22 protein-coding genes and 2 pseudogenes are annotated in these 22,639 nt (G+C 73.7%); 7 read left to right on the top strand and 17 right to left on the bottom strand.

Features of this window, described 5'->3' with window-relative positions; genetic code table 11:
* Nucleotides 1-71: 71 nt before the first annotated feature.
* The 4 genes from pyrH to ACN261_RS16255 form a co-directional block, all read right to left on the bottom strand.
* Complete coding sequence (gene pyrH, locus ACN261_RS16270) at nt 72-839, bottom strand: UMP kinase (RefSeq protein WP_088645508.1); 768 nt, start codon at nt 837-839, stop codon at nt 72-74.
* 171 nt (nt 840-1,010) lie between these two features.
* Nucleotides 1,011-1,838 carry a translation elongation factor Ts gene (gene tsf, locus ACN261_RS16265; protein ID WP_421486180.1) on the bottom strand — a complete coding sequence of 276 codons (828 nt, stop codon included), beginning with the start codon at nt 1,836-1,838 and terminating at the stop codon, nt 1,011-1,013.
* Nucleotides 1,839-1,973: 135 nt separating this feature from the next.
* Nucleotides 1,974-2,852, bottom strand: a complete 879-nt coding sequence (rpsB, locus tag ACN261_RS16260) for a 30S ribosomal protein S2 (RefSeq protein ID WP_421486178.1) — start codon at nt 2,850-2,852, stop codon at nt 1,974-1,976.
* 356 nt (nt 2,853-3,208) lie between these two features.
* A complete protein-coding gene (locus ACN261_RS16255; RefSeq protein WP_421486176.1) occupies nt 3,209-4,495 on the bottom strand; it encodes a hypothetical protein in 1,287 nt (428 codons plus the stop codon).
* 233 nt (nt 4,496-4,728) lie between these two features.
* Between ACN261_RS16255 and ACN261_RS16250 the strand changes: the two genes are divergently transcribed.
* From ACN261_RS16250 to ACN261_RS16225, 6 genes are all read left to right on the top strand, one after another.
* On the top strand, nt 4,729-5,088 hold the full coding sequence (locus tag ACN261_RS16250) for a YraN family protein (protein ID WP_425850907.1): 360 nt from the start codon (nt 4,729-4,731) through the stop codon (nt 5,086-5,088).
* Between the two features lie 52 nt (nt 5,089-5,140).
* Nucleotides 5,141-6,661 carry a YifB family Mg chelatase-like AAA ATPase gene (locus tag ACN261_RS16245; RefSeq protein ID WP_425850906.1) on the top strand — a complete coding sequence of 507 codons (1,521 nt, stop codon included), beginning with the start codon at nt 5,141-5,143 and terminating at the stop codon, nt 6,659-6,661.
* Nucleotides 6,658-7,830: a DNA-processing protein DprA gene (locus tag ACN261_RS16240; protein WP_421486171.1), complete on the top strand. Its 1,173-nt coding sequence runs from the start codon at nt 6,658-6,660 to the stop codon at nt 7,828-7,830. The genes ACN261_RS16245 and ACN261_RS16240 overlap by 4 nt, the downstream gene beginning before the upstream one ends.
* A 69-nt stretch (nt 7,831-7,899) precedes the next feature.
* On the top strand, nt 7,900-9,231 hold the full coding sequence (locus ACN261_RS16235) for a serine hydrolase domain-containing protein (RefSeq protein WP_425850905.1): 1,332 nt from the start codon (nt 7,900-7,902) through the stop codon (nt 9,229-9,231).
* Nucleotides 9,232-9,475: 244 nt separating this feature from the next.
* Entirely contained in the window at nt 9,476-10,579 is a 1,104-nt protein-coding gene (locus ACN261_RS16230) for a tyrosine recombinase XerC (RefSeq protein ID WP_425850903.1), read from the top strand.
* A 120-nt stretch (nt 10,580-10,699) separates the two neighbouring features.
* Nucleotides 10,700-11,884: an aminotransferase class V-fold PLP-dependent enzyme gene (locus ACN261_RS16225; protein WP_421486167.1), complete on the top strand. Its 1,185-nt coding sequence runs from the start codon at nt 10,700-10,702 to the stop codon at nt 11,882-11,884.
* 210 nt (nt 11,885-12,094) lie between these two features.
* On the opposite strand, the pseudogene ACN261_RS16220 reads toward ACN261_RS16225, so the two are convergent.
* A pseudogene (locus ACN261_RS16220) lies at nt 12,095-12,649 on the bottom strand (murein hydrolase activator EnvC family protein); the annotation flags it as partial.
* 200 nt (nt 12,650-12,849) lie between these two features.
* Between ACN261_RS16220 and ACN261_RS16215 the strand changes: the two are divergent.
* Nucleotides 12,850-13,956: a sulfite oxidase gene (locus ACN261_RS16215; RefSeq protein WP_421486166.1), complete on the top strand. Its 1,107-nt coding sequence runs from the start codon at nt 12,850-12,852 to the stop codon at nt 13,954-13,956.
* Nucleotides 13,957-14,011: 55 nt separating this feature from the next.
* On the opposite strand, the gene ACN261_RS16210 is transcribed toward ACN261_RS16215, so the two are convergent.
* From ACN261_RS16210 to proS, 12 genes and pseudogenes are all read right to left on the bottom strand, one after another.
* Entirely contained in the window at nt 14,012-14,335 is a 324-nt protein-coding gene (locus ACN261_RS16210; RefSeq protein ID WP_011905215.1) for a DUF2469 domain-containing protein, read from the bottom strand.
* Entirely contained in the window at nt 14,332-15,144 is an 813-nt protein-coding gene (locus ACN261_RS16205; RefSeq protein ID WP_421486165.1) for a ribonuclease HII, read from the bottom strand. The genes ACN261_RS16210 and ACN261_RS16205 overlap by 4 nt, the downstream gene beginning before the upstream one ends.
* Nucleotides 15,138-15,617: an NUDIX hydrolase gene (locus tag ACN261_RS16200; RefSeq protein ID WP_421486163.1), complete on the bottom strand. Its 480-nt coding sequence runs from the start codon at nt 15,615-15,617 to the stop codon at nt 15,138-15,140. The genes ACN261_RS16205 and ACN261_RS16200 overlap by 7 nt, the downstream gene beginning before the upstream one ends.
* A gap of 58 nt (nt 15,618-15,675) precedes the next feature.
* On the bottom strand, nt 15,676-16,311 hold the full coding sequence (gene lepB, locus ACN261_RS16195) for a signal peptidase I (protein WP_421486162.1): 636 nt from the start codon (nt 16,309-16,311) through the stop codon (nt 15,676-15,678).
* Nucleotides 16,312-16,475: 164 nt separating this feature from the next.
* Nucleotides 16,476-17,297, bottom strand: a pseudogene (lepB, locus tag ACN261_RS16190) (signal peptidase I); the annotation flags it as partial.
* 192 nt (nt 17,298-17,489) lie between these two features.
* A complete protein-coding gene (rplS, locus tag ACN261_RS16185) occupies nt 17,490-17,846 on the bottom strand; it encodes a 50S ribosomal protein L19 (RefSeq protein WP_088646705.1) in 357 nt (118 codons plus the stop codon).
* 142 nt (nt 17,847-17,988) lie between these two features.
* On the bottom strand, nt 17,989-18,777 hold the full coding sequence (gene trmD / locus ACN261_RS16180; protein WP_421486160.1) for a tRNA (guanosine(37)-N1)-methyltransferase TrmD: 789 nt from the start codon (nt 18,775-18,777) through the stop codon (nt 17,989-17,991).
* A gap of 15 nt (nt 18,778-18,792) precedes the next feature.
* Nucleotides 18,793-19,377: a ribosome maturation factor RimM gene (gene rimM, locus ACN261_RS16175; protein ID WP_425853609.1), complete on the bottom strand. Its 585-nt coding sequence runs from the start codon at nt 19,375-19,377 to the stop codon at nt 18,793-18,795.
* Nucleotides 19,378-19,379: 2 nt separating this feature from the next.
* Nucleotides 19,380-19,640, bottom strand: a complete 261-nt coding sequence (locus tag ACN261_RS16170; protein ID WP_172862164.1) for an RNA-binding protein — start codon at nt 19,638-19,640, stop codon at nt 19,380-19,382.
* On the bottom strand, nt 19,615-20,091 hold the full coding sequence (gene rpsP, locus ACN261_RS16165; RefSeq protein WP_204923824.1) for a 30S ribosomal protein S16: 477 nt from the start codon (nt 20,089-20,091) through the stop codon (nt 19,615-19,617). The genes ACN261_RS16170 and rpsP overlap by 26 nt, the downstream gene beginning before the upstream one ends.
* Before the next feature lie 244 nt (nt 20,092-20,335).
* Entirely contained in the window at nt 20,336-20,983 is a 648-nt protein-coding gene (locus ACN261_RS16160; RefSeq protein ID WP_421486158.1) for a DUF402 domain-containing protein, read from the bottom strand.
* A 222-nt stretch (nt 20,984-21,205) separates the two neighbouring features.
* Nucleotides 21,206-22,612 (bottom strand): proline--tRNA ligase, encoded by a 1,407-nt coding sequence (gene proS / locus ACN261_RS16155; RefSeq protein ID WP_421486156.1) that lies wholly within the window; start codon nt 22,610-22,612, stop codon nt 21,206-21,208.
* Nucleotides 22,613-22,639: the final 27 nt, after the last annotated feature.

Raw genomic sequence — 22,639 nt, 5'->3', positions numbered from 1 at the left:
CTTCTGTTGCTCGTCGTGGGCTGATCTGCTGCTCTGGTGCGGAGGACCGCTGCGGTGGCCGGCGGGATCGGTCAGGCGGTGATCAGCGTACCGATCTTGTCGCCGCCGACGGCCCGGATGATCGTGTCCTCGCCCTGGGCGCCGAAGACCAGCATCGGCAGCCCGTTCTCCATGCAGAGGCTGAACGCCGCCGCGTCGGCCACCCGCAGGTTACGGCGCAGCACCTCGGAGAAGGTGATCGAGTCGAACTTGCTGGCGTCCGGGTCGATCCGCGGGTCGGCGCTGTAGACGCCGTCCACGCCGTTCTTGCTCATCAGCACCACGTCGGCGCGGATCTCCAGGGCCCGCTGGGCGGCCACCGTGTCGGTGGAGAAGTACGGCATCCCGGCGCCCGCGCCGAAGATGACCACCCGACCCTTCTCCAGGTGCCGGATCGCCCGCAGCGGAATGTACGGCTCGGCGACCTGGGCCATCGTGATCGCGCTCTGTACGCGCGTCTCGATGCCCTCCTTCTCCAGGAAGTCCTGCAACGCCAGGCAGTTCATCACGGTGCCCAGCATGCCCATGTAGTCGGCGCGGGCCCGGTCCATGCCGCGCTTCTGCAACTCGGCGCCCCGGAAGAAGTTGCCGCCGCCGACCACCACGGAGACCTGCACACCACGTCGTACGACGGTGGCGATCTGCCGGGCGATGGCCTGCACGACGTCCGGGTCGACACCGATCGCCCCACCGCCGAACACCTCGCCGGAGAGCTTCAGCACCACTCGGCGGGCGCGGCCGGGCGGCGGCGCCGTCGGGTCGTCCGCCTCCAGGCTCCGGTCGTTCACAACCTGTGTCATCCGCCCCGCCCTTCCCGCGCGCACGTCGACCGCGCCGCGTCACCGCGTACCTGCCCGTTGCCGACCCTATGTGACGAGGAGGCCGCGGTGCCTGTCACGTACACCGGCGGCCTCCTCGTCGACGTTGCGTGCCCGCCCGGGCGCGGTGTCCGCGCCCGGTCCGTGGGCGGCTCAGGCCTGGCCGACCTCGAACCGGAGGAAGCGGGTCACCTCGATGCCGGCCTCGGCCAGCACCTGCTTGACGGTCTTCTTGTTGTCGGCGACCGACGCCTGCTCGATCAGGACGTAGTCCTTGAAGAAGGCGTTCACCCGACCCTCGACGATCTTCGGCAGGGCCGCCTCGGGCTTGTTCTCCTCGCGGGCGGTCTGCTCGGCGATGCGCCGCTCGGACTCGACGACGTCGGCCGGCACCTCGTCGCGGGTGACGTACTTCGGGCGCATCGCGGCGATCTGCATCGCGGTGCCCCGGGCGTCGGCGTCGGCGGCCTCGTCGGTCTTGCCGGTGTACTCCACCAGCACGCCGACGGCCGGCGGCAGGTCCTGGCTCTTGCGGTGCAGGTAGACCGCGACGGTGCCGTCGAGCTTGGCGAAGCGGTTCAGCACCAGCTTCTCGCCGATCTTGGCGGACTGCTCCTGGACCAGGTCGGCGACGGTCTTGCCGTCCAGCTCGGTGGCGAGCAGCTCCTCGGCGGTGCCGACGCCGCTGCGCTCACCGTGCTCGACCAGCTGCTGGGCCAGGGCGACGAAGGCGTCGGTCTTGGCCACGAAGTCGGTCTCGCAGTTGAGCTCCAGCAGCGCCTTGCCCGAGTGCGCGATGAGGCCGTTGGCGGCGGTCCGCCCGGCCCGCTTGCCGACGTCCTTCGCGCCCTTGACGCGCAGGATCTCGACGGCCTTGTCGAAGTCGCCCTCCGCCTCGGTGAGCGCCTTCTTGCAGTCCATCATGCCGGCGCCGGTGAGGTCGCGGAGCTTCTTGACATCCGCGGCGGTGAAGTTGGACATGACTCTCTCTTCGGTGTTGAGACTGCGGTGGGTGGTCTGAGATGCCGGTCTACCCGGAACAGCGCCGGACGTGCCCGGCAGAAACCGTCGCACCCCGCCGCCCGGTCGTCCGGGCGGCGGGACGCGACGGTGCGGTCACTCGGCGGCGGCGGTGGCCGGCTGCTCGGCCGGCGGCTGCGCGTCGGCAGCCGGCTGCTGAGCCTCGGCCGCCGGCTGCTCGTCGGCCTTCTTCGGCTCCAGCAGCTCGCGCTCCCACTCGGCCAGCGGCTCGTCGCTGCCGACCTGACCCGCCTCCGGCTTCTCGTCGCCACCGCGACGCCGGCCGGAACGGGCGATCAGGCCGTCGGCGACGGCGGCGGCCACGACCTTGGTCAGCAGCTCGGCGGAGCGGATCGCGTCGTCGTTACCCGGGATCGGGAAGTCGACCTCGTCCGGGTCACAGTTGGTGTCCAGCACCGCGATCACCGGGATGCCCAGCTTGCGGGCCTCGTCGACGGCGATGTGCTCCTTCTTGGTGTCGACGATCCAGACCGCGGCCGGGAGCTTCTGCATGTCCCGCAGACCACCGAGGGTCTTGGTGAGCTTGGTCTTCTCGCGGAACAGCTGGAGGGTCTCCTTCTTGGTGTACCCGGCGGCGGTGCCGGTCAGGTCACCCAGCGCCTCCAGCTCCTTCATCCGCTGGAGCCGCTTGTACACCGTCTGGAAGTTGGTCAGCATGCCACCGAGCCAGCGGTGGTTGACGTACGGCTGACCGACCCGGGTCGCCTGCTCGGAGATGGCCTCCTGAGCCTGCTTCTTGGTGCCGACGAACAGGATGCTGCCGCCCTCGGCCACCGTGTTGCGCACGAAGTCGTACGCCTTCTCGATGTAGTCGAGGGTCTGGCGCAGGTCGATGATGTAGATGCCGTTGCGCTCGGTCATGATGAAGCGCTTCATCTTCGGGTTCCAGCGCCGGGTCTGGTGCCCGAAGTGGACACCGCTCTCCAGCAGCTGACGCATGGTCACGACGGCCATGGTGGGGTACTCCTCAAGATCCCTGGTTGTTCCGCCCGACCGGTGGCCGGGCGTCCTGGCGCCTGGTCGCCGGCCATGGTGGGCCCGACGGGATCGGGACCAGGGAGGCCGTCGCCCCACGACGAGACGTGGAGAGGGCACGCGAGGTCGACCGCGCAAGGCGGTCGCCAAGAGCCCAGTGTACGCCCCCACCCCGCCACCCGGCCCCGGGCTCCCCTCCGGCGCACGGACGGTCCCGGGACGGGGGGGCGGCCACGATGCGGCCACCCACGGCCCAGCAGGCTGGCGCACGGGTCAGCGGACGGCGAAAGCCCCGGTAGGCGGGTCAGCGGCGACGGGAGCTGCCGGTGGGCGGGTCAGCGGGCAGCGAGGGCGGCGGCGACGAAGAGGACCAACCCGATGGTGAGGTAGGCGGTCGGTGGGCGCAGCCAGCCCCGGTCGCCGTCGGCCATCGCCAGCCCGCCGGCCCGCAGCCCGTACAGGCCGCCGGCGAAGATCGGCAAACCGAGCACCAGGAAGACGCCCACGACGACGTGCGCCACCGGGACCGGATCGCCGGTCAGTCCGTGCAGCAGCACCCGCAGCGCCGGGATCTCGAAGACCAGCACCGACAGGCCCAGCAGCGCCGCCAGCGCCGGCCGCCGGGTCCGGTAGACGCCGTCGGAGGCCGGCGCGCCCGTCCGGTACGCCCCGTCGGGGCCGGCCACGCCGTCCGGGCGGGGCACGACCGGCGCCATCGGGCCGGTCGGCACCTCCAGCGGGGAGGGCTCGGCCGGCCGGTTCGGCTCGACGATCGGATAGTTGCCCAGTGCCGCCGGTCGACCCGCCTCGGAGCCGGCCAGCGGGCCGACCCCGCTGACCCCCAGCACACCGGAGTCGGCGGCGAACCGACCGGTGCCGCCGTCAGCCGCGCCGAGCCGACCGGCACCGCCCGACCGGCCCGGGTCGCCGACGCCCCGGTCCACCCCGGTGCCGGTCAGCAGGCCGGCCCCGGTGCCACCGGCACCCCGCACCGGGAGGCCACCGAGCGCCCCGACGCCGGTGTCGCCGCTCGACCGGGGTGCGCCGAGCGGACCGCTCCCGGTGTCACCCACGCTCCGCCCCAGGCCGGTGTCGCCCAACCGGCCCGTGCCGGTGTCCGCCACACTCCGCCCCAGGCCGGCGTCCGTCAGGCGGCCGGTGCCGGTGTCCGCCACACTCCGTCCCAGGCCGCTGTCGGCCAGCCGGCCGGTGCCGGTGTCGCCGATGCCCCGGGGCGAGCCGCCGAGCGCTCCCGTGCCGGTGTCCCCGAGCGGCCCGGAGTCGCCGACACCGGACTCCCGGGCGGCCCGTCGACCCACCCGGTCGGTGGGGAGTTCGCCGGATACCTCCGGTTCGTCCCGACGGAGCCGGGTCGGCCGGTACCCGGCGGAGTCGCCCGCGCCGTCACCCAACGGGTCGGCCGCGTCGAAGCGTCCCGGGTCGAGGCGGTTCGCGTCCGCGTACCGCCCCTCCTCGGCAGCCCGCTGGTCGGGTGTCCGCAGCTCGTCGTACCGGCGCACCCCACTCGCCGTCCGCCAGTCCGGGTCGTCGTACGCCCGGTCCCGGCCGGCCGGGTACCAGCGCGACTCCTGATCTTCGGGGTAGCTCCGTCGTGCGTCCACGTCCGGCACGGTATGCGACCGACCCGTCCGACGCCATTCGCAGGTCGGACCGCTCGACAGGACCGATCGGGTCGATCATCCCCGGCGGTCGAACCGACCCCGAGCAGGGCGTATCCGGGTGTCCGTAGCACGTCGGGGCCTTGATCGTCCGGTCGTCCACAGGCCGCCGGGTTGTCCACAGCCGGGGCGACGGGGGTCGCGTCCCGCCCGTCCCCACCCGGACGCTGACCGCCATGACCAACCGGAACCAGGCGATCGGCGCGTACGGCGAGCGGTGCGCCGTACGCCATCTGATCGGGGCCGGGCTGCGCCCGGTGGTCCGCAACTGGCGCTGCCGCGCGGGCGAGATCGACGTCATCGCCTGGGACGGCCCGGTCCTCGCCTTCTGCGAGGTGAAGACCCGCCGGGGGGACACCTACGGCAGTCCCGCCGAGGCGATCGTCCCGGCCAAGGCCCGGCGGTTGCGCGGGCTCGCCGTGCGCTGGTTGGCCGAGACCGGGACCACCGCCGACGAGGTCCGCTTCGACGTCCTGTCGGTCCGGCTGCCAACCGCCGGTCCGGCCCGGGTCGAGCATCTCAAGGGGGCCTTCTGATGGCCGGCGGGCACCAGGACGAGGGCCGGCGAGTCCGGGCGGGGGTGGCGGGGTGAGCTACGCCAAGGTGCTCGGGGTGGGCCTGGTCGGTGTCACCGGCCACCTGGTCGAGGTCGAGGCGGACCTCTCCCCCGGGCTGCCCGCGGTCGTCATCTCCGGGCTGCCGGACACCGCCCTGCACGAGGCACGGGACCGGGTCCGCGCGGCCGTGGTCAACTCGGGGCAGCGCTGGCCCAACCGCCGGATCACCCTCAACCTGCTGCCCGCCACGCTGCCCAAGTACGGCTCGGCCTTCGACCTGGCCATCGCGGTCGCCCTGCTCGGTGCCGCCGGTGAGCTGCCGCTGCTGCCGGTGGAGGGGGTGGTGGTGCTCGGTGAGTTGGGGCTCGACGGGACGGTCCGGCCGGTTCGTGGCGTACTGCCGATGGTCACCGCCGCCGTGCGCGCCGGGCTGGACCGGGTGGTCGTACCGGTGGGGAACGCGGCGGAGGCGGCGGTGATCCCCGGGGTACGGGTCCGCGCCGTCGACACGCTGCACCGGCTGGTGGCCTTCATCCGGGACGGGACGCCGCTGCTCGAACCACCGGCCCCCGCCCCCGCCGAGGCGGCGGCCGGGCCGGATCTCGCCGACGTCGCCGGGCAGGGCCTGGGCCGACGCGCGGTGGAGGTGGCGGCGGCCGGCGGACACCACCTCTCCCTGCTGGGGCCACCCGGTGCCGGCAAGACGATGCTCGCCGAGCGGTTGCCGTCGATCCTGCCGGAACTCGACGACGCCGCCGCGCTGGAGGTGACCGCGCTGCACTCGATCGCCGGCACCCTGCCGCCGGACGGGCGGCTGCTGCGTCGTCCACCGTTCCAGGCACCACACCACTCGGCCACCGTGGCGTCCCTCGTCGGCGGTGGCTCGGGACTGGCCCGGCCGGGTGCGGTGTCGCTGGCGCACCGGGGCGTGCTCTTCCTCGACGAGGCCGCCGAGTTCAGCAAGGCCGCCCTGGAGGCGTTGCGCCAACCGCTGGAGAGCGGGCAGGTGCACCTGACCCGGGCCCGGGGCGGCACCCGCTACCCGGCCCGGGTGCAGTTGGTGCTGGCCGCCAATCCCTGCCCCTGCGCCCGGCCCGGCGGCGACACGCTCTGCGAGTGCAGCCCACTGGCCCGCCGGCGGTATCTCGGCCGGCTCTCCGGTCCCCTGCTCGACCGGATCGACGTACAGGTCCGGGTGCTGCCGGTGCGGGCGGCGGAACTGATGGGCACCGACCCCGACGGTGAGCCGTCGGCGGCGGTCGCCGCCCGGGTGGCGGCGGCGCGCGGGGCCGCCGCCGAACGGTGGGCCACGGTCGGCCACCGGCTCAATGCGGAGGTGCCCGGCCCGCTGCTGCGCCGCCCACCGTGGCGGCTCGCCGCCCGGGCCACCGCCGAGTTACGCGGTCGACTCGACCGGGGTTCGCTCTCGGCCCGGGGCTTCGACCGGATCATCCGGCTCGCCTGGACGATCGCCGACCTCGACGGTCGGACCCGGCCCGATCAGGAGGACGTCCGGGAGGCCATCGGCCTCAGAACGGGGGAGGAAGCGTGACCAGCATCGAGGACCTGCACGCCCGGGTGGCGCTCACCTGGCTCGCCGAGCCGGGCACCCGGTCGGTGTACCGCCTGGTGGACCGGCTGGGTGCGGTGGCCACCCTGGAGTTGCTGCTCGACGGCGGTGCGCCCGACGACGGTTTGCGGGCGACGGTGGCGGCCCGGCTGGACGCCGGCGATCCCAGGACGGTGGCGGCCGGGGCGGTGGCGCTCGCCGACCGGCTCGGCGCGCGGATCGTCTGTCCTGCCGACGACGAGTGGCCCGCTCCACTGGGTGACCTGGAAGGGCTCGAACTGCCCGGGGCGAGCCGTAAGGTCGACCGGGAGACCGCCCCACCGCTGTGCCTGTGGATACGCGGCGGGTGGCCGCTGGCCGAGGTGCTGGACCGCTCGGTCGCGGTGGTCGGCGCACGGGCCGCCACCGGGTACGGCTCACACGTCGCCACCGAGCTCGGATACGGCCTGGCCGACCGGGGGTGGACGGTGGTCTCCGGCGGCGCGTTCGGCATCGACGCCGCCGCCCACCGGGGCGCGTTGAACGCCGGTGGGGTGACGGTGGCGGTGCTGGCCTGCGGGGTGGACCGGCCCTACCCGATGGGCAACTCGGCGCTCTTCGACCGGATCGCCGAGACCGGCCTGCTGGTCAGCGAATGGCTGCCGGGCGCGGAGCCGTTGCGTCCCCGTTTCCTGATCCGCAACCGGGTGATCGCCGCCGGGACCCGGGGCAGCGTGCTGGTCGAGGCGGCGGCCCGCAGCGGCGCGGCCCAGACCATGCACCGGGCGATCGCCCTCCGACGCCCCTCGATGGTGGTGCCCGGCCCGGTCACCTCGGCGCTGTCCGTCGGCGCGCACGAACTGCTGCGCGAGTACGGGGACACCCGGCTCGTCACCGGGCTCGCCCACGTGCTGGAGGAGGTGGGGCGGATCGGGGTCGACCTGGCACCACCCGCCCGGGGTGCGGCCCGCCCGACCGACGTCCTCGACGACGAGGCGACCATGCTGCGCGAGTCGATGCCCCGACGTGGCACGGTCGGCGCGGACGTGCTGGCCGCCCGGGCCGGCGTTCCGGTCCGGACGGCGCTACGCAAACTCGCTCTGCTGGAGGAGTTGGGCCTGGTGGCCCGCCGCGACGACGGCTACGCCCTCACCAGGCCACCGTCGCGCTGAGGCGGAGGCGACGGATGCCACCTGAAGGTGCCACCCCGGTGGACGGGTTCGGATGCGATGATCGCTGCCGTGTCGATTCCCCGTCGTTCCGTCCTCGGTCTCGGGTTCGCCGCCGCCCTCGGGCTGACCGGCTGCGCGCGGCACCCGTCCACCGGGCCGGCCGGCTCCTGGGCCACCCCCGCCCCCGGTGACGGCTCGCAGGGCGGCCAGGGTGCGGCGGCTGCCGGCCGGCCGGGGGCCGCCGCCCGGGGGGCCGCCCCGACCGCGACCAGAAAGCCGCGCACCCTCACCGTGGCGCTCCAGCGCTACCTGCAGCCCACCACCGAGAACCCGAAGCACCCGACGTACGCCGGAGCGGTGGTGCTGGCGACGACCGACGCTGAGCCGACCGACCACCTGGCGGTCGGTGAGGCGCTGCGCTACGACGCCGGGCCGGTGCTGCTGCCGGCCGCGAAGCGGGTCGCCATGCGGCCCGACTCGATCTTCGACCTGGCCTCACTCACCAAGGTCTACACCGCGATCCTCACCCTGCAACAGGTCGACAGTGGGCGGATCGACCTGGACGCGCCGGTGGTGCGCTACCTGCCCGGGTTCACCGGCACCGGCAAGTCCGCCGTCACCGTGGCGATGCTGCTCGCCCACACCAGCGGCCTGCCGGTCGGCGCGAAGGTGACCGGCTACTCGACGATGGCGCAGCGCTGGCAGGCGGTGCTGGCCACGCCGCTGGTCACCGGAGCCACCCCGGGCACGGTCTTCCGCTACTCCAGCGTCGGGCTGATGGTGGCCGGCAAGATCGTCGAGAAGGTCACCGGGCTCAGTCTCGACCGGGCCCTGAAGACCAACCTGACCGAACCACTCGGGCTACGGTGGACCGGCTTCAACCCCAACACCTGGCTCGGTTCGGCCGACCGGGCCAACCGCCTGGTCGCCACCGACGCCCGGTCCTCACGGGGACTGCTGCGGGGCGTGGTGCACGACGACGTCGCCAACCACCTCGGCGGCATCGCCGGCCATGCCGGCATCTTCGCCACCGCCGAGGAGGTCGCGGTCATCGGGCAGCTCCTGCTCGACGGCGGCAGCTACGGCGGGAAGCGGATCCTCGCCGAGAGCACCGTCGCCCGGATGCTGCGCAACGCCAACACCGGGTTGCCCGCCGTCGACCCGGACCGGCCGAACCGCACCTCCGACCACGGCCTCGGGGTGGTGCTCAACCAGCCCTGGTTCATGGGCAGGCTCGCCCGGCCCACCACCTTCGGACACACCGGGTTCACCGGCACGTCGTTCCTGGTCCAACCGGACCGTCGTCGGGTGCTGGTGCTGCTGACCAACCGCGCCCACCCGAACTGGAGCTGGGCCGACCCGGACCCGGCCCGCGTCGCCGTGGCCAACGCGTTCGCCTGACCCGCTCCCGCCGCCGGCCGGACCACGGCCCGAGTACCCCCACGCCCACCGGCCGTCCACCCGACTCCTCCGGCAGGCCGTCCACCGTTGGGCAGCCAGCCGGGGCCGGCGGGTCGTCCGGTCGGCGGTGTTTCCTGTCGGCGTCCGTAGGCTGGGCCGGTGAACCCGGACGAGTGGTCGGTCGCAGGTCGTCAACCGTCGACCCCGGCAGTTGCCGCCGGGCGACCTCGGCGATGGCAGTGCGATGAGTAGTCGCGGGCCGGGGACCCGGGCCACCCACCAGGCACTACCGCCGGCCATGCGGGACGCGGTCGACGGATTCGCCGTGCACCTGGCGCAGGTACGCAACCGCTCCGCACACACCGTCCGGGCGTACGTCGCCGACCTGGTCTCGCTGCTCGACCACGCGGTCCGGATGGGTTGCACAGCCCCCGCCGACCTGGATCTGGGCGTGTTGCGGAGTTGGCTGGCTAAGCAGCGGACCACCGGCGCGGCGTCCAGCTCGTCGGCGCGACGGGCCGCCGCGGCACGTACCTTCAGCGGCTGGGCCCACCGGTCCGGTCTCCTGGCGACGGACGTGGCCGCCCCGCTGGCCACCCCGAAGACGCGTCGGGAGCTACCGGTGGTGCTCCGCGCCGACCAGGTCGCCACCCTCGTGGAGAGCCCGGGCCGCAACCGGCCCACCACCCAGGGCCGGGACCGGCCCACCACCCCGGGACACGACCGGCCCACCACCCCGGGACGCGACGTGCCTCCCGCCGCGCTACCCGACGCTCCCCCCGCCGGGACACCGTCCGACCCGACCACCGGCGGGGCCACCCCGGAGCTGGACCCGGCGGAGGAGGCGGTCCTGGTACGTGACCGGGCGCTGCTCGAACTGCTCTACGCGACCGGCGCGCGGATCAGTGAGGTGTGCGGTCTGGACACCACGGACATCGACCGGGAACGTCGGGTGATCCGGGTCCTCGGCAAGGGCAACCGGGAACGGACGGTCCCGTACGGGCTGCCGGCGCAGCGGGCGGTCGACAGGTGGTTGGCGGCCGGTCGGCCCGAACTGGCCGGCCCGGACTCCGGGCGGGCCCTGTTCCTCGGTGCCCGGGGCGGGCGGCTGCACCCGACGACGGCGCGGCGGATCGTGGCGGGGTACGCGCGGGCCGCCGGGCTACCGCCGACCAGCCCGCACGGGCTGCGGCACTCGGCGGCCACCCACCTGTTGGACGGCGGGGCCGACCTGCGGGCGGTGCAGGAGCTGCTGGGGCACTCGTCCCTGGGGAGCACCCAGATCTACACCCACGTGTCGGTGGAACGACTCCGCGCCGCCTACCGGCAGGCCCATCCCCGGGCCTGACCGCCCTCCGGGGCCGGCGCCGGCCCGCCCGGGGAGTCGTGCGGCCACGCCGTCGGTGAGGTGCGGTGACCGGTGACGATCGGTCCGGCCGCCCGGCGGCATGCGGGCTACGATCGCCCGATGAGCGTCCCGACGCCGCCCGAGTCGATTCCCGGGGCCCGACTGCTCTTCACCCTCGATCCCTCGGTCAGTTACCTCAACCACGGTGCGTTCGGAGCGGTGCCGCTCAGCGTGCAGCGCACCCAGCAGCGGCTGCGCGACGAGATGGAAGCCAACCCGCAGCGCTTCTTCGGGATGGCGCTGATCGACCGGCTCGCCCACACCCGGCGGCACCTGGCCACCTTCCTCGGTGCCGATCCGGAGGGCACCGCCCTGGTCGGCAACACCACGACGGGGGTGGCCGTGGTCCTCCAGTCGCTCGGCCTGCGCCCCGACGACGAGGTGCTCGGCACCGATCACGGGTACGGCGCGGTGAACTACTCCGTGGCCAGGGAGTGCCGCCGGACGGGCGCGACCACCCGTGCCTTGCACCTGCCCCGGTCGGCCACCGACGCGCAGATCGTGGAGATCGTCCGGGCCGGCCTGCGTCCGGGGCGTACCCGGTTGCTGCTGGTCGACCAGCTCACCTCGGCCACCGCCCGGGTGCTGCCGGTCGCCGCGCTGGTGGCGGTGGCCCGGGAACACGGCATCCCGGTGCTGGTGGACGCGGCCCACGTGCCCGGGATGCTGCCGGTGCAGGTCGACGCGATCGGGGCCGACTTCTGGGTGGGCAACCTGCACAAGTGGGGGTTCGCCCCGCGCGGCACCGCCGTGCTGGTCGTCGCCCCGTCGTGGCGGACGCGGATCGAGCCGTTGGTGGTGTCCTGGCAGCAGGCCGAGGGTTTTCCGGGCAACGTCGAGTGGCAGGCCACCCTCGACTACACGAGTTGGTTGAGCGCCCCGGCCGGTCTCTACGCGTTGCGCAGCCTCGGCGTCGAGCGGGTCCGGGCGCACAACGCCGCACTGGCGGCGTACGGGCAGCGGGTGGTCGGGGAGGCGCTCGGGGTGCCCCCGGCCGACCTGCCCGACCCGGGCGGGCCGGGGGTGGCGATGCGGATCGTGCCGTTGCCGCCGGGCGTAGCCGGCACCCTGGAGGAGGCCGCCACCCTGCGCGGCCGGATCGCCGATCGTCTCGCCACCGAGGTGGCGGTGATGGCCTGGCACGGGCGGGGTTGGCTGCGGCTGTGCGGGCAGGTCTACAACACCCCCGACGAGTACGAGCGGCTGGCGGCCCGGCTGCCGACGTTGCTGGCCGGGCGGGGCTGAGCCGAGGCCGGCGGAGCGCCGACCGCACCGGCAGGGTGCCGCGTCGTCCCGCCGGGCGGCCCCGTCCGGCCCGGCACCCCACCGCCGGCGGTCGCCGATGCCTGTGGGCCGGCCGGCGTCGTCGGGAGCACCGCCGGTGGCCGGACGGCGGTCCGCAGCGGCGTCAGGGGCCGGGCGGAAGCCGGCGGCGACGGTGGCACCGGGGCCGAGGCTGAGGTCGGCCGTCACCGGCAGCAGGCGGACCCGGCCGAGCCCGAGCAGGGCCAGCGGGTCGAGGTATTCCGGACCGCGTCGGGCCCCCCAGTGCAGGCAGTCGCCGGCCGGTGCGGCCGTCGCGGGGCAGCCCGGGTGCCCGGCCAGCAGCACGCCCAGCGGGGTGCCGGCCGCCACCACGTCACCGGTGTGCACCCGGGGACGTACCGGCTCGTAGGTGGTCCGCAGCCCCTGCGGGTGGCCGACGGTGACCACCGGTCGGCCGGCGACCATGCCGGCGAAGAGCACCGTGCCGGCGCCGGCGGCCCGGACGGTGGCACCGGGCACGGCGGCGAGGTCCACGCCCCGGTGGCCGGCGAGCCACGGCAGCGGCGGCGGGTCGAACCGGCGTACCGGTCGGGGCGGGCCGTCGAGCGGCCACCGGAACGCCGCTGCGGGCGCGGCCCGGACCGGGGCGGATCGTGGCGGGGTCGGCCGGCCGGGGAACCAGTGCGGGCCGAACACGAGCACGGCGACCCCGAGGGCCGTCACCTGCCGTAGTCCTGTGCGCATCACCGCAGCATGCCGGGGTCGCCCGCGTGGTGCCGCGCACCTGGTGTCCGCTGTGGATGAGGGGACGGGCTGTGGAAAACGCCCGTCGGGCCGGTGGATCTGTTATGCCGGCCGCCGCCGGGCGGAACGACGACGGTGCCGGCCGGCCGACCGGTCTAGGCTGACGGGATCGCAGTGCGGCGCGGACCGGGAGGCCACCGATGACCACCATGGACGACGTGAGCCGGCCCTCGCGGGTCGCCGGGGCGGACGAGGGGATCAGCGCGGAGGAACTCCGGTTGGCCGCCCGCAACCACGGCATACCGCTGGAAGCGTTGCGGTACGACGTCACCCCGGCCGGCCTGCACTACCTGCTCATCCACTACGACATTCCCGACCTCGACCCGGCGGCCCACGCGCTGACCGTGGACGGGGCGGTGGACCGGCCGCTCCGGCTCGGGCTGGCCGAGCTCCGGGAACGCCCCCGGGTGACCCACCGGGTGACGCTGGAGTGCGCCGGCAACGGCCGGGCGTTGCTGCACCCCCGCCCGGTCAGCCAGCCGTGGCTGGTGGAGGCGGTGGGCAACGCCGAGTGGACCGGCACCCCGCTGGCGCCGCTGCTCCGCGAGGCCGGGATCGCGCCCGACGCGGTGGACGTGGTGTTCACCGGCGCCGACCACGGCGTGGAGCGCGGGGTGGAGCAGGACTACCAGCGGGCCCTGCCGGTCGACGACGCGCTGCGCGACGAGGTGCTGCTGGCGTACGAGATGAACGGCGCTCCCCTGCTGCCCCAGCACGGCGCGCCGCTGCGGCTGATCGTCCCCGGCTGGTACGGCATGGCGCACGTCAAGTGGCTGCGCACGATCAGCGTGCTGACCCGGGAGTTCGACGGTTACCAGAACGCGGTGGCCTACCGGCTGCGGCGCGACGCCGACGATCCGGGGGTGCCGGTGACCCGGATCGAGCCCCGGGCGCTGGTCCGGCCGCCGGGTTTCCCGGACTTCATGTCCCGGTCCCGGGTGCTGCGGCCGGGGCCGTGCACGGTGGACGGACGCGCCTGGTCGGGGTACGGGCCGGTGGTGGCGGTGGAGGTGACCACCGACGGCGGGGCGAGCTGGTCACCGGCCACCCTGGACCCGCCGGCCGGCGGCGGGTGGTCGTGGCGACGCTGGCGGTACGAGTGGACGCCGCAGCCCGGCCGCTACGCGCTGGGGGCCCGGGCGACCGACGCGTCGGGGCGTACCCAGCCGGTGGAGCAGCCGTGGAACCGGGGTGGGTTCGCCAACAACCTCGTCCAGCGGGTGGACGTGCTCGTCGTCGCGGAGTGAGGTGGCCCGGTCCCGGCCCGACGTCGCCGGTGGGCGGCCGACGCGGGGGCGGGGGTCAGCTACCGAAGCCCGAGTCGGCCGGCAGCGAGATGTCGGGCTTCTCCAGCTCCTCGACGTTGACGTCCTTGAACGTCATCACCCGGACGTTCTTGACGAAGCGGGCGGGACGGTACATGTCCCACACCCAGGCGTCGTGCATCTCGACCTCGAAGTAGACCTCGCCGTCGGAGTTGCGCACGTGCAGGTCCACCTGGTTGGCCAGGTAGAAGCGGCGTTCCGTCTCCACCACGTAGGAGAACTGACGGACAATGTCGCGGTACTCCCGGTAGAGCTGCAGCTCCATCTCGGTCTCGTACTTTTCGAGATCTTCCGCGCTCATCGCACTCCGCCTTCCATGACCACATCTTCCCCCACCGGTGCCGGAGGCCGCGGCTGCTCGCCCAACGCCACGCCGACGGTACCCCCTGTCCGGCCCGAGCGCTCCATCGGCTCGGGAGCGGCTGCGCCGAGTGGCCGGCGGGCCCGGGGCGGGGTCCCCTCCCGGCCCGCGACGGCGGCCACGTTGACGTACGAGAACCGGTGCTCCACGCAGGGACCCCGCTCGCGCAGCGCCTCGGTGTGCTCGGCCGTGACGTACCCCTTGTGCTCGGCGAAGCCGTAGCCCGGGTGACGTCCGTCCAGCTCCACCATGATCCGGTCCCGGGTGACCTTGGCCAGTACGCTGGCCGCCGCCACGCAGGCCGCCACCCGGTCGCCCTTCCAGACCGCCAGCCCCGGCACGTCCAGCCCGTCCACCCCGAAACCGTCGGTGAGCACGTACTCGGGGCGGGTGGTCAGCGAGGCCAGGGCCCGGCGCATCGCGGCGAGGTTGCACACGTGCAGCCCCCGGGCGTCGACCTCCTCGGCCGGGACGACCACCACCGCGTACGCCAGGGCTCGGGCGACGACCTCGGCGTACACCCGCTCCCGGCTGGCCGGGGTGAGCAGCTTGGAGTCGGCAAGTCCCTCGATCTCGCCGCGTCGCCCCTCGGGCAGCACCGCGGCGGCGGCCACCAGCGGGCCGGCGCAGGCCCCCCGGCCAGCCTCGTCCGCGCCCGCGACGTGCCGGAATCCGCGCCGTTGCAAGGCCCGTTCCAGCGCGTAGAGCCCACCGTCGCGGCGCACCACCGTGCGCGGCGGGGTCAGCACGACGCCTCCGACGCGGGGGCCGCCGCCAGCACCTGGATGAGCAGGTCCGCCAGGTCGGCGGGATAGCACCGCTCGGCGGTGTCGGCCAGTTCGGCCGCCGACCACCAGCGGTGCCCGGTGACGCTGGCCCGCTCGATCGCGTCGAAGCCGGCCGTGTCCACCTCCCAGGTGGGTACCCGGGCCACGAAGAACTCCTGTTCCTGGCGGTACCACACGCCGTCGAAGGGAAACTCGATCGTCTCGGTGCGGACTGACCGGCCCAGCTCGGCCGGCGTCAGCCGCAGCCCGGTCTCCTCGGCCAACTCCCGGGCGGCCCCGACCGCCGGGGACTCCCCCGGGGTGAGCCCACCGCCGGGGGTGAACCAGTACCGGTGACCCGGGCGGGCCGGGTCGGTGCCCTCGAAGAGGAGCACCCGGCCGGGCGCGTCGACGAGCAGCACGCGGGCCGCACGTCGGGGGTGGAAGACGGTCACCGCATCAGACTGCCAGACGGTGCCGGCGGTCGGCCACGCCCGGGGCGGGCGCGGCCGGTCAGGGGTTGGGAATGTCGTCGAACGACTTCGGCACGGTGAGCCAGGTGGCCCGGTCGAACGGCCAGAACACGGTGAAGGCCCGACCCACGACCTCCCCCTCGGGGATGGTCGCGCTGTCGATGTTGCGGCCGGACTGCTGCCAGTGCTCCAGGGAGTCCCCGGAGGCCGAGCGGTGGTCACCCATCACCCAGAGCCGCCCCGCCGGGACGGTGATGTCGAACTCCTGGTCGGCGGGCTTGTCCTGCTGGCCGTTGGCGGAGTAGATGTACGGCTCGTCGAGGGACTTGCCGTTGATGGTCAGCCGGTCCTGCGCGTCGCAGCAGACCACGTGGTCGCCGCCGACCCCGATCACCCGCTTGATGAAGTCCTCACCGTCGGGGTTGCCGCTCCACTCGGTCGGCGCCTTGAACACCACCACCTCACCCCGGTGCGGTGAGCGGAAGTCGTAGACCAGCTTGTTGACCAGCACCCGATCGTCGATCTTGAGGGTGTTCTCCATGGACGGCGACGGGATGAAGAAGGTCTGCAGCACGAATGCGCGGACCAGCACCGCCACCAGGATCGCGACGCCCAGGAGAATGGGCAGCTCCTTCCAGAAGGAGCTGCGCGGCTTTTCGGTCTGCTCGTCAATCACGGGTGGAGCCTACGTCGCCGGAGCCGAACGGGCCGCCCGGAACGCCGGAGGTGTTCCCGCCACCCGGCCTGTCGCCACCGTTCCCGTGGTCGGAACCGGCCCCGACCGCCGGGCCGGGCGGGGTCGCGGGACCATGCCCGTCGCCCGGACCGGGTGACGGCGGCGAGCAGGGCGGCGACCGGAAGGAGCAGGACCACGTCGCCGGTCGGGGTCGGCCGCACCGGGGCCGGGGCGGTGTTCGCGGCGGCGGAGTCGGACAGCTTGGCGAAGGTGGCCGGCACCGGCAGCGACGCCCACCGCGACGACGGCCACACCACCATGAACGCCCGGCCGACCACGTTGTCGATCGGCACCGGGCCCTGGCAGCGGGCGTCCTGGGAGACCAGCCGGTGGTCACCCATCACGAAGATCTGCCCCGGGGGTACGACCACCTCGTCGAACCGGCGGGACCGGCACTCCTTCGGGTTCGGCGGGACGTCCAGCGGGGAGTCCCGCACCACGTACGGTTCGTCGAGCGGGATGCCGTTGACCATGACCCGGCCCTGGTCGTCGCAGCACTTGACCCGGTCGCCGGGCAGCCCGATCACCCGTTTGATGAAGTCCTTCTCGCCGGGGCGGCTCACCCCGACCAGGTCGCCGAGGGTGCGACCGATCTTGCCGGCGGCACCGGTCGGCGGCACGGGATTCTCCTGGGCGACCCACTTGTCGGTGCCCCGGAACACCACGACCTCACCGCGCAGCGGGTCCCGCATGTCGTAGACGACCTTGTTGACCAGGACCCGGTCGCCGATGAGGAGGGTGTCCTCCATCGAGCTGGACGGGATGAAGAAGGCCTGGAGCAGGAAGGTGCGGATCAGCACCGCGAGGCAGAAGGCCACGATCAACAGCAGTGGCAGCTCCTGCCAGAGGGGCATCTGCCGACGGGCGGGGCGGGCCCGCCGACGCCACGGGTCCGCTGTGCCGTTCGAGTCAAGCACCTGCACCACGCCACTCCCCGGTCCGCAGAAACGACACTACCGCCCGGGAGCCTCGTCGAGGCCCCACGGGCGGCAGGGACGATCGGAGCGCCGCGATCTGTCGTCGCGACGTCACCCGCCGGTCTGCGCCCGTACCGATCAGCGTAATGCGCTCTGGTCGATACGACATCCGCGCAGGTCAGGCGGCGTGGCGAACGGAGATCAGCTGGGCTGCTTCTCGCGCTTCTCCTTGATCTTGGCCTTCTTGCCGCGCAGCTCGCGCAGGTAGTAGAGCTTGGCCCGGCGCACGTCACCACGGGTCACGACCTCGATCCGGTCGATACCCGGGCCGTTGAGCGGGTACGTCCGCTCCACACCCACACCGAAGCTGACCTTGCGGACCGTGAAGGTCTCGCGCAGGCCGTCACCCTGGCGGCGGATGACGACGCCCTGGAAGATCTGGACCCGGGACCGGTTGCCCTCGACGACCCGCGCGTGCACCTTGACGGTGTCACCGGCCCGGAAGTCGGGGATGTCGGTACGCTTCGACTGGGCGTCAAGGGCGTCCAGGATGTTCATCGCTGCGTCCTCGTAATGCTCACGGCGCACCGTCACTCGGTGCGCGGATGGGTGATTCTGATCCCCGGGTGGTTGCCGGCGGGCCGACCCCGGTCGGGAATCCTCGCAGCCGCCCACGGCGTGGACGGATGCGGCAACCCCTCTACTCTGCCATATCCCCCGGGGGCAGGGGGAAGCCACCCCGCTCCAGCGCGGCCACGTCCCTTTTGTCCAGGATCTCCGGGGACAGCGCGGCGATCATGTCGGGCCGTCGGCGGGCCGTCCGGGTCAGCGCCTCGTCGCGCCGCCAGCGGGCGATCCGCCCGTGGTCGCCCGAGCGGAGCACGTCGGGCACCTCGTACCCCCGCCAGCTCGCCGGCTTGGTGTACATCGGGGCTTCCAGCAGGCCGTGCGCGTGCGACTCGTCGTCAAGCGAACCGGCGTTGCCGAGCACCCCGGGCAGCAGCCGGGTGACCGCCTCCAGGATCACCAGCACCGCGACCTCGCCGCCGAAGAGCACGTAGTCGCCGAGCGAGACCTCGGTGACCTTCAGCCGGGTCGCCGCGTGGTCGAGCACCCGCTGGTCGATGCCCTCGTACCGGCCGCAGGCGAAGAGCAGGTGCGACTCGGCCGCCAGCTCGTGCGCCATCGCCTGGGTGAACGGCGCACCGGCCGGGGAGGGCACCAGCAGCCGGGGCAGGGTCAGGCCGTCCGGGGCCAGCTCGTCGGGGGCCAGCGCGTCCAGCGCCTCACCCCACGGCTCGGGCCGCATCACCATGCCGGGCCCGCCGCCGTACGGCGTGTCGTCGACCGTACGGTGCACGTCGTGGGTCCAGTCCCGCAGGTCGTGGACGGCCAGCCGGAGCAGGCCCTGCTCCCGGGCCCGCCCGATCAGGGACAGGTCGAGCGGGGCGAAGTACTCCGGGAAGATCGACACGATGTCGACGCGCATGTGGGTGGCTTCCGGCTAGAGGTCGAGCAGACCGGCCGGCGGGTCGACGACGACGCGTCCGCCGGCGAGATCGACCTCCGGGACGATCGCCTTGACGAACGGAATCAGCGCACTGCCCCCCTGGGGGCGGCGCAGGACGAGCAGGTCGGAGGCGGGCGCGTGGTCGATCTTCGCCACCTCGCCGAGGTGCTCACCGGCCGGGGTGACCACGGCCAGGCCGACCAGCTGGTGGTCGTGGAACTCCTCCGGGTCCTCCGGCGGCGCGATGGAGGCGCTGTCCACCCCGAGCAGGGTGCCGCGCAGCGCCTCGGCGGTCTCCCGGTCGAGCACCCCCTCGAAGGCCACCAGCATCCGCCCCTGGTGCCAGCGGGCCGACTCGATGGTCAGCTCGGCGGGGACCTCGTAGGCCACGCCGGGAACGACGGCCCCGGCCGGCTCGGTTCCGCCCCGGCGCGGTGCCGCCACCCGGGGCGTCGCCCCCGGCTCGGTGCACAGCACCGCGCCGGGGGCGAACCGCGCCTCGGGCTCGTCGGTCCGCACCTCCACGGTGACCTCACCGCGGATGCCGTGCGGTTTGCCGATCCTGCCGACGATGAGCAGCATCAGTACGAGTCGACGATGTCGACGCGTACCCCGCGTCCACCGATGGAGCCGATCACCTGACGCAGCGCCTTGGCGGTCCGCCCGGACCGCCCGATCACCGTGCCGAGATCCTCCGGGTGCACGCGGACTTCCAGCCGCTTGCCCCGACGGGAGTCGACCATGCGGACGCGCACGTCGTCCGGGTGGTCGACGATTCCCTTGACCAGGTGCTCCAGGGCGGGACGCAACGGCATGTCAGGCCTGCTCACCGGCGTCGGCAGCAGCAGCCGGGGCCTCGGCCGGAGCCTCGGTCTTCGGCGCCTCGGTCTCGGCCGGAGCCTCCGCCTTGGCGGCCTTGCGGGCCGGCTTGGCCGGGGTCTCCGGGGCCAGGCCGGCGGCGGCCTTCGCCTCGGCCTCGTACGCCGCCTTGCGGTCGGCGCGCTCGGCGGCGACCTTGAGCGGCGGCGGGGCCGGCAGGCCCTTGAACTTCTGCCAGTCGCCGGTCAGCTCCAGCAGACGCTGGACGGCCTCGCTCGGCTGCGCGCCGACCGAGAGCCAGTACTGGACCCGCTCCGACTTGACCTCGATGATCGAGGGGTCTTCCTTCGGCTGGTAGACGCCCACGAACTCGATCGCGCGACCGTCACGCTTGGTGCGCGAGTCCGCGATGACGATGCGGTACTGCGGGTTGCGGATCTTGCCCATCCGCAGGAGCCGGATCTTTACGGCCACAGTTGTTTCGCTCCTGTTGCGATTTCACCGACCCGGCTACGGGCGGTGCACGGGTGAGCGTCGACCGGCACAGTGGGGTTGGGCCGGAGACTGCTCGATGGACTGGCGACGCGCCCGGGTTAGAGGGCGCCGAACGCGCGCCGGATACCAGCGAACCATTCTGCCAGATCACCCGGCGAACACTCACATCGGCCCACCCCACCGGCCCGGCGGGCAGCCCGGCCGGGAGTGGGCCATGTCACAATCATCGTACGGGGGGGCGGTCCCAGCCGGGCGGCAGCTCCGTCGGGGGCGTCCAGTCGGCCGGCGGGACGAAGTCGCACCAGGTGCCGTCGAACGGGAACGTCCCCGCCTCGGCGAGGGCGATCACCCGCTCCCCCTCCGCGCGTACGGCCCGCTCGTCGGTCACCCAGTAGTGGTCGGGGAAGGCGAGCCGCTCGGTGAACTCGTCCTCGTCCTTCCACTGCCAGCTGTGGTCGGGCCGGACCACCACGTCCAGGTCCTGGTCGACCATGTCCACCCCGGCGAGCGACCCGTCGGCCCACCGGACGCCCGGCTCCTCCAGGTTGACGTACCAGGCGGCGAACCGGTCCTGGTCGTCGCGGAAGAACCAGACCGAGTGGGCCGCGCCGGTGGGTAGGAACTTCAGCAGCGGCGGGCCGTTCCACCGGCCCCGGGCCAGCCGGTACGACGAGGTGATCCACTCGGTGAACGGCATCGCCCGCATGCCCAGCCCCGCCTCGGACACCTCGTGCGCCACCGGCGTGTCCCGGGCCACCCAGAGCAGCAGGCCCCGGTCGTCGTCGAGCACCACCCGGGCCGGTCGGACCCACCCGATCCGACCGTGCCGCACGTTGCGGTGCACGATCAGCTGACCCGGTTCGAAACGCACCACACCTCCACAGTTCTGCACGGACCTGCGCGCCGGTCCCGGGGCTCGGGCCGGGCCGGTCCCGGAGCTCCGGCCGGGCCGGGCACGGACTTGCGCGCCGGTCCCGGGGCTCGGGCCGGGCCGCCGGGCCGGGTCCGGCGAGCCGGCGGCGCACGGGAGGCACCGCCGGCAGGGACGGTCCGCCGACCCGGGTCGGCGGACCGGGGTCCACCGTGGGGCGGCTCAGTAGGCGCGGGCCAGGATGGCGGTCAGGTCCGGCTCGTCCTCGTTGTCCGGGACGGACCCGTCGGCCCGCAGCAGGCACCGGACGGTGACTCCCTGACCGTTGGCCTCGGCCTCGCCCGCGACGCCGACGGCCGACCACGGCACCATGGCCCAGCCGGTGGCCGCCGCCTCGATCGCCTCGGCGAGGGTGGACACCTCGACGGTGCGGGACCGCCGGTGGGCGAGCGCCTCGTCGTGCAGGGCCTGCTGGTCGGCCTCCAGGGCGGCCACGACCGCGCCGACCACGTCGGCGACCGGGGTGGGGGCCTTCGAGCCGTCCGTCCGCCGGACCACGACCGCGTTGCCGGCGGCCAGGTCGCGGGGGCCGACCTCGACGCGTACCGGATAGCCGCGCAGCTCGGCGTCGACGGCCCGGCGGCCGAACGCGGTGTCGGTGCGGTCGTCGAGCGCGACCCGGACGCCGGCGTCACGCAGCGCGTCACGCAGCTTGGCCGCCGCCTCGCCGACGCCGTCGCCCGCCTTGACGATCATGACGTACGCCTGGATCGGGGCCAGCCTCGGCGGCACCCGCAGCCCGTTGTCGTCACCGTGCGCCATGATCAGCCCGCCGAGCATCCGGGTGGAGGTGCCCCAGGAGGTCGTCCAGGCGTGCTCCCGGCCACCCTCGGCCGAGGAGTAGCTGATGTCGAACGCCTTGGCGAAGTTCTGCCCCAGCTCGTGGCTGGTGCCGAGCTGCAGCGCCTTGCCGTCGCCCATCATGCCTTCGCAGGTGTAGGTGGCGGTCGCCCCGGCGAACCGCTCCCGGGCGGTCTTCAGCCCGACCACCACCGGGATGCCCAGCACGTTGACCATCAGGTCCTCGTACGCCTCGTGCAGGATCTTGCGGGCGTAGGCGCGGGCGTCTTCACGGGTGGCGTGCGCGGTGTGCCCCTCCTGCCAGAGGAACTCGCTGGTACGCAGGAAGACCCGGGGGCGCAGCTCCCAGCGGACCACGTTCGCCCACTGGTTGAGCAGCAGCGGCAGGTCCCGGTACGAGTCGATCCACTTGGCCATGAACTCGCCGATCACCGTCTCGCTGGTGGGGCGCACCACCACCGGCTCGGCGAGCTGCTTGCCGCCACCGTGGGTGACCACCGCCAGCTCCGGCGAGAAGCCCTCGACGTGCTCGGCCTCGCGCTTGAGGTAGCTCTCCGGGATGAACAACGGGAAGTACGCGTTCTCCGCGCCGGCCGCCTTGATCCGGGCGTCCATCTCGGCCTGCATCCGCTCCCAGATGGCGTAGCCGGCCGGTCGGATGACCATGGTCCCCCGGACCGGGCCGTTGTCGGCCAGCTTCGCCTTGGCGATCAGGTCCTGGTACCAGCGGGGAAAGTCCTCCGCACGGGGAGTGAGCACGCGAGCCATGACCGCACATCCTATGCGCCCCGCCCG

The sequence above is a fragment of the Micromonospora sp. WMMD723 genome, from assembly GCF_049863385.1.
Lineage (GTDB): Bacteria > Actinomycetota > Actinomycetes > Mycobacteriales > Micromonosporaceae > Micromonospora > Micromonospora wenchangensis.
Note: the sequence above shows the minus strand (reverse complement) of the source record. Positions and strands in the feature narration are given on the sequence as shown.

Coding starts and splice junctions, on each gene's coding strand:
- rplS (WP_088646705.1), bottom strand. CDS start 17,846: ATGAACATCCTGGACGCCCTTGACGCCCAGTCGAAGCGTACCGACATC.
- rpsB (WP_421486178.1), bottom strand. CDS start 2,852: ATGGCCGTCGTGACCATGCGTCAGCTGCTGGAGAGCGGTGTCCACTTC.
- ACN261_RS16210 (WP_011905215.1), bottom strand. CDS start 14,335: ATGAGCGCGGAAGATCTCGAAAAGTACGAGACCGAGATGGAGCTGCAG.
- ACN261_RS16225 (WP_421486167.1), top strand. CDS start 10,700: ATGAGCGTCCCGACGCCGCCCGAGTCGATTCCCGGGGCCCGACTGCTC.
- pyrH (WP_088645508.1), bottom strand. CDS start 839: ATGACACAGGTTGTGAACGACCGGAGCCTGGAGGCGGACGACCCGACG.
- tsf (WP_421486180.1), bottom strand. CDS start 1,838: ATGTCCAACTTCACCGCCGCGGATGTCAAGAAGCTCCGCGACCTCACC.
- trmD (WP_421486160.1), bottom strand. CDS start 18,777: ATGCGCGTCGACATCGTGTCGATCTTCCCGGAGTACTTCGCCCCGCTC.
- ACN261_RS16230 (WP_425850903.1), top strand. CDS start 9,476: ATGAGTAGTCGCGGGCCGGGGACCCGGGCCACCCACCAGGCACTACCG.
- ACN261_RS16250 (WP_425850907.1), top strand. CDS start 4,729: ATGACCAACCGGAACCAGGCGATCGGCGCGTACGGCGAGCGGTGCGCC.
- ACN261_RS16215 (WP_421486166.1), top strand. CDS start 12,850: ATGACCACCATGGACGACGTGAGCCGGCCCTCGCGGGTCGCCGGGGCG.
- proS (WP_421486156.1), bottom strand. CDS start 22,612: ATGGCTCGCGTGCTCACTCCCCGTGCGGAGGACTTTCCCCGCTGGTAC.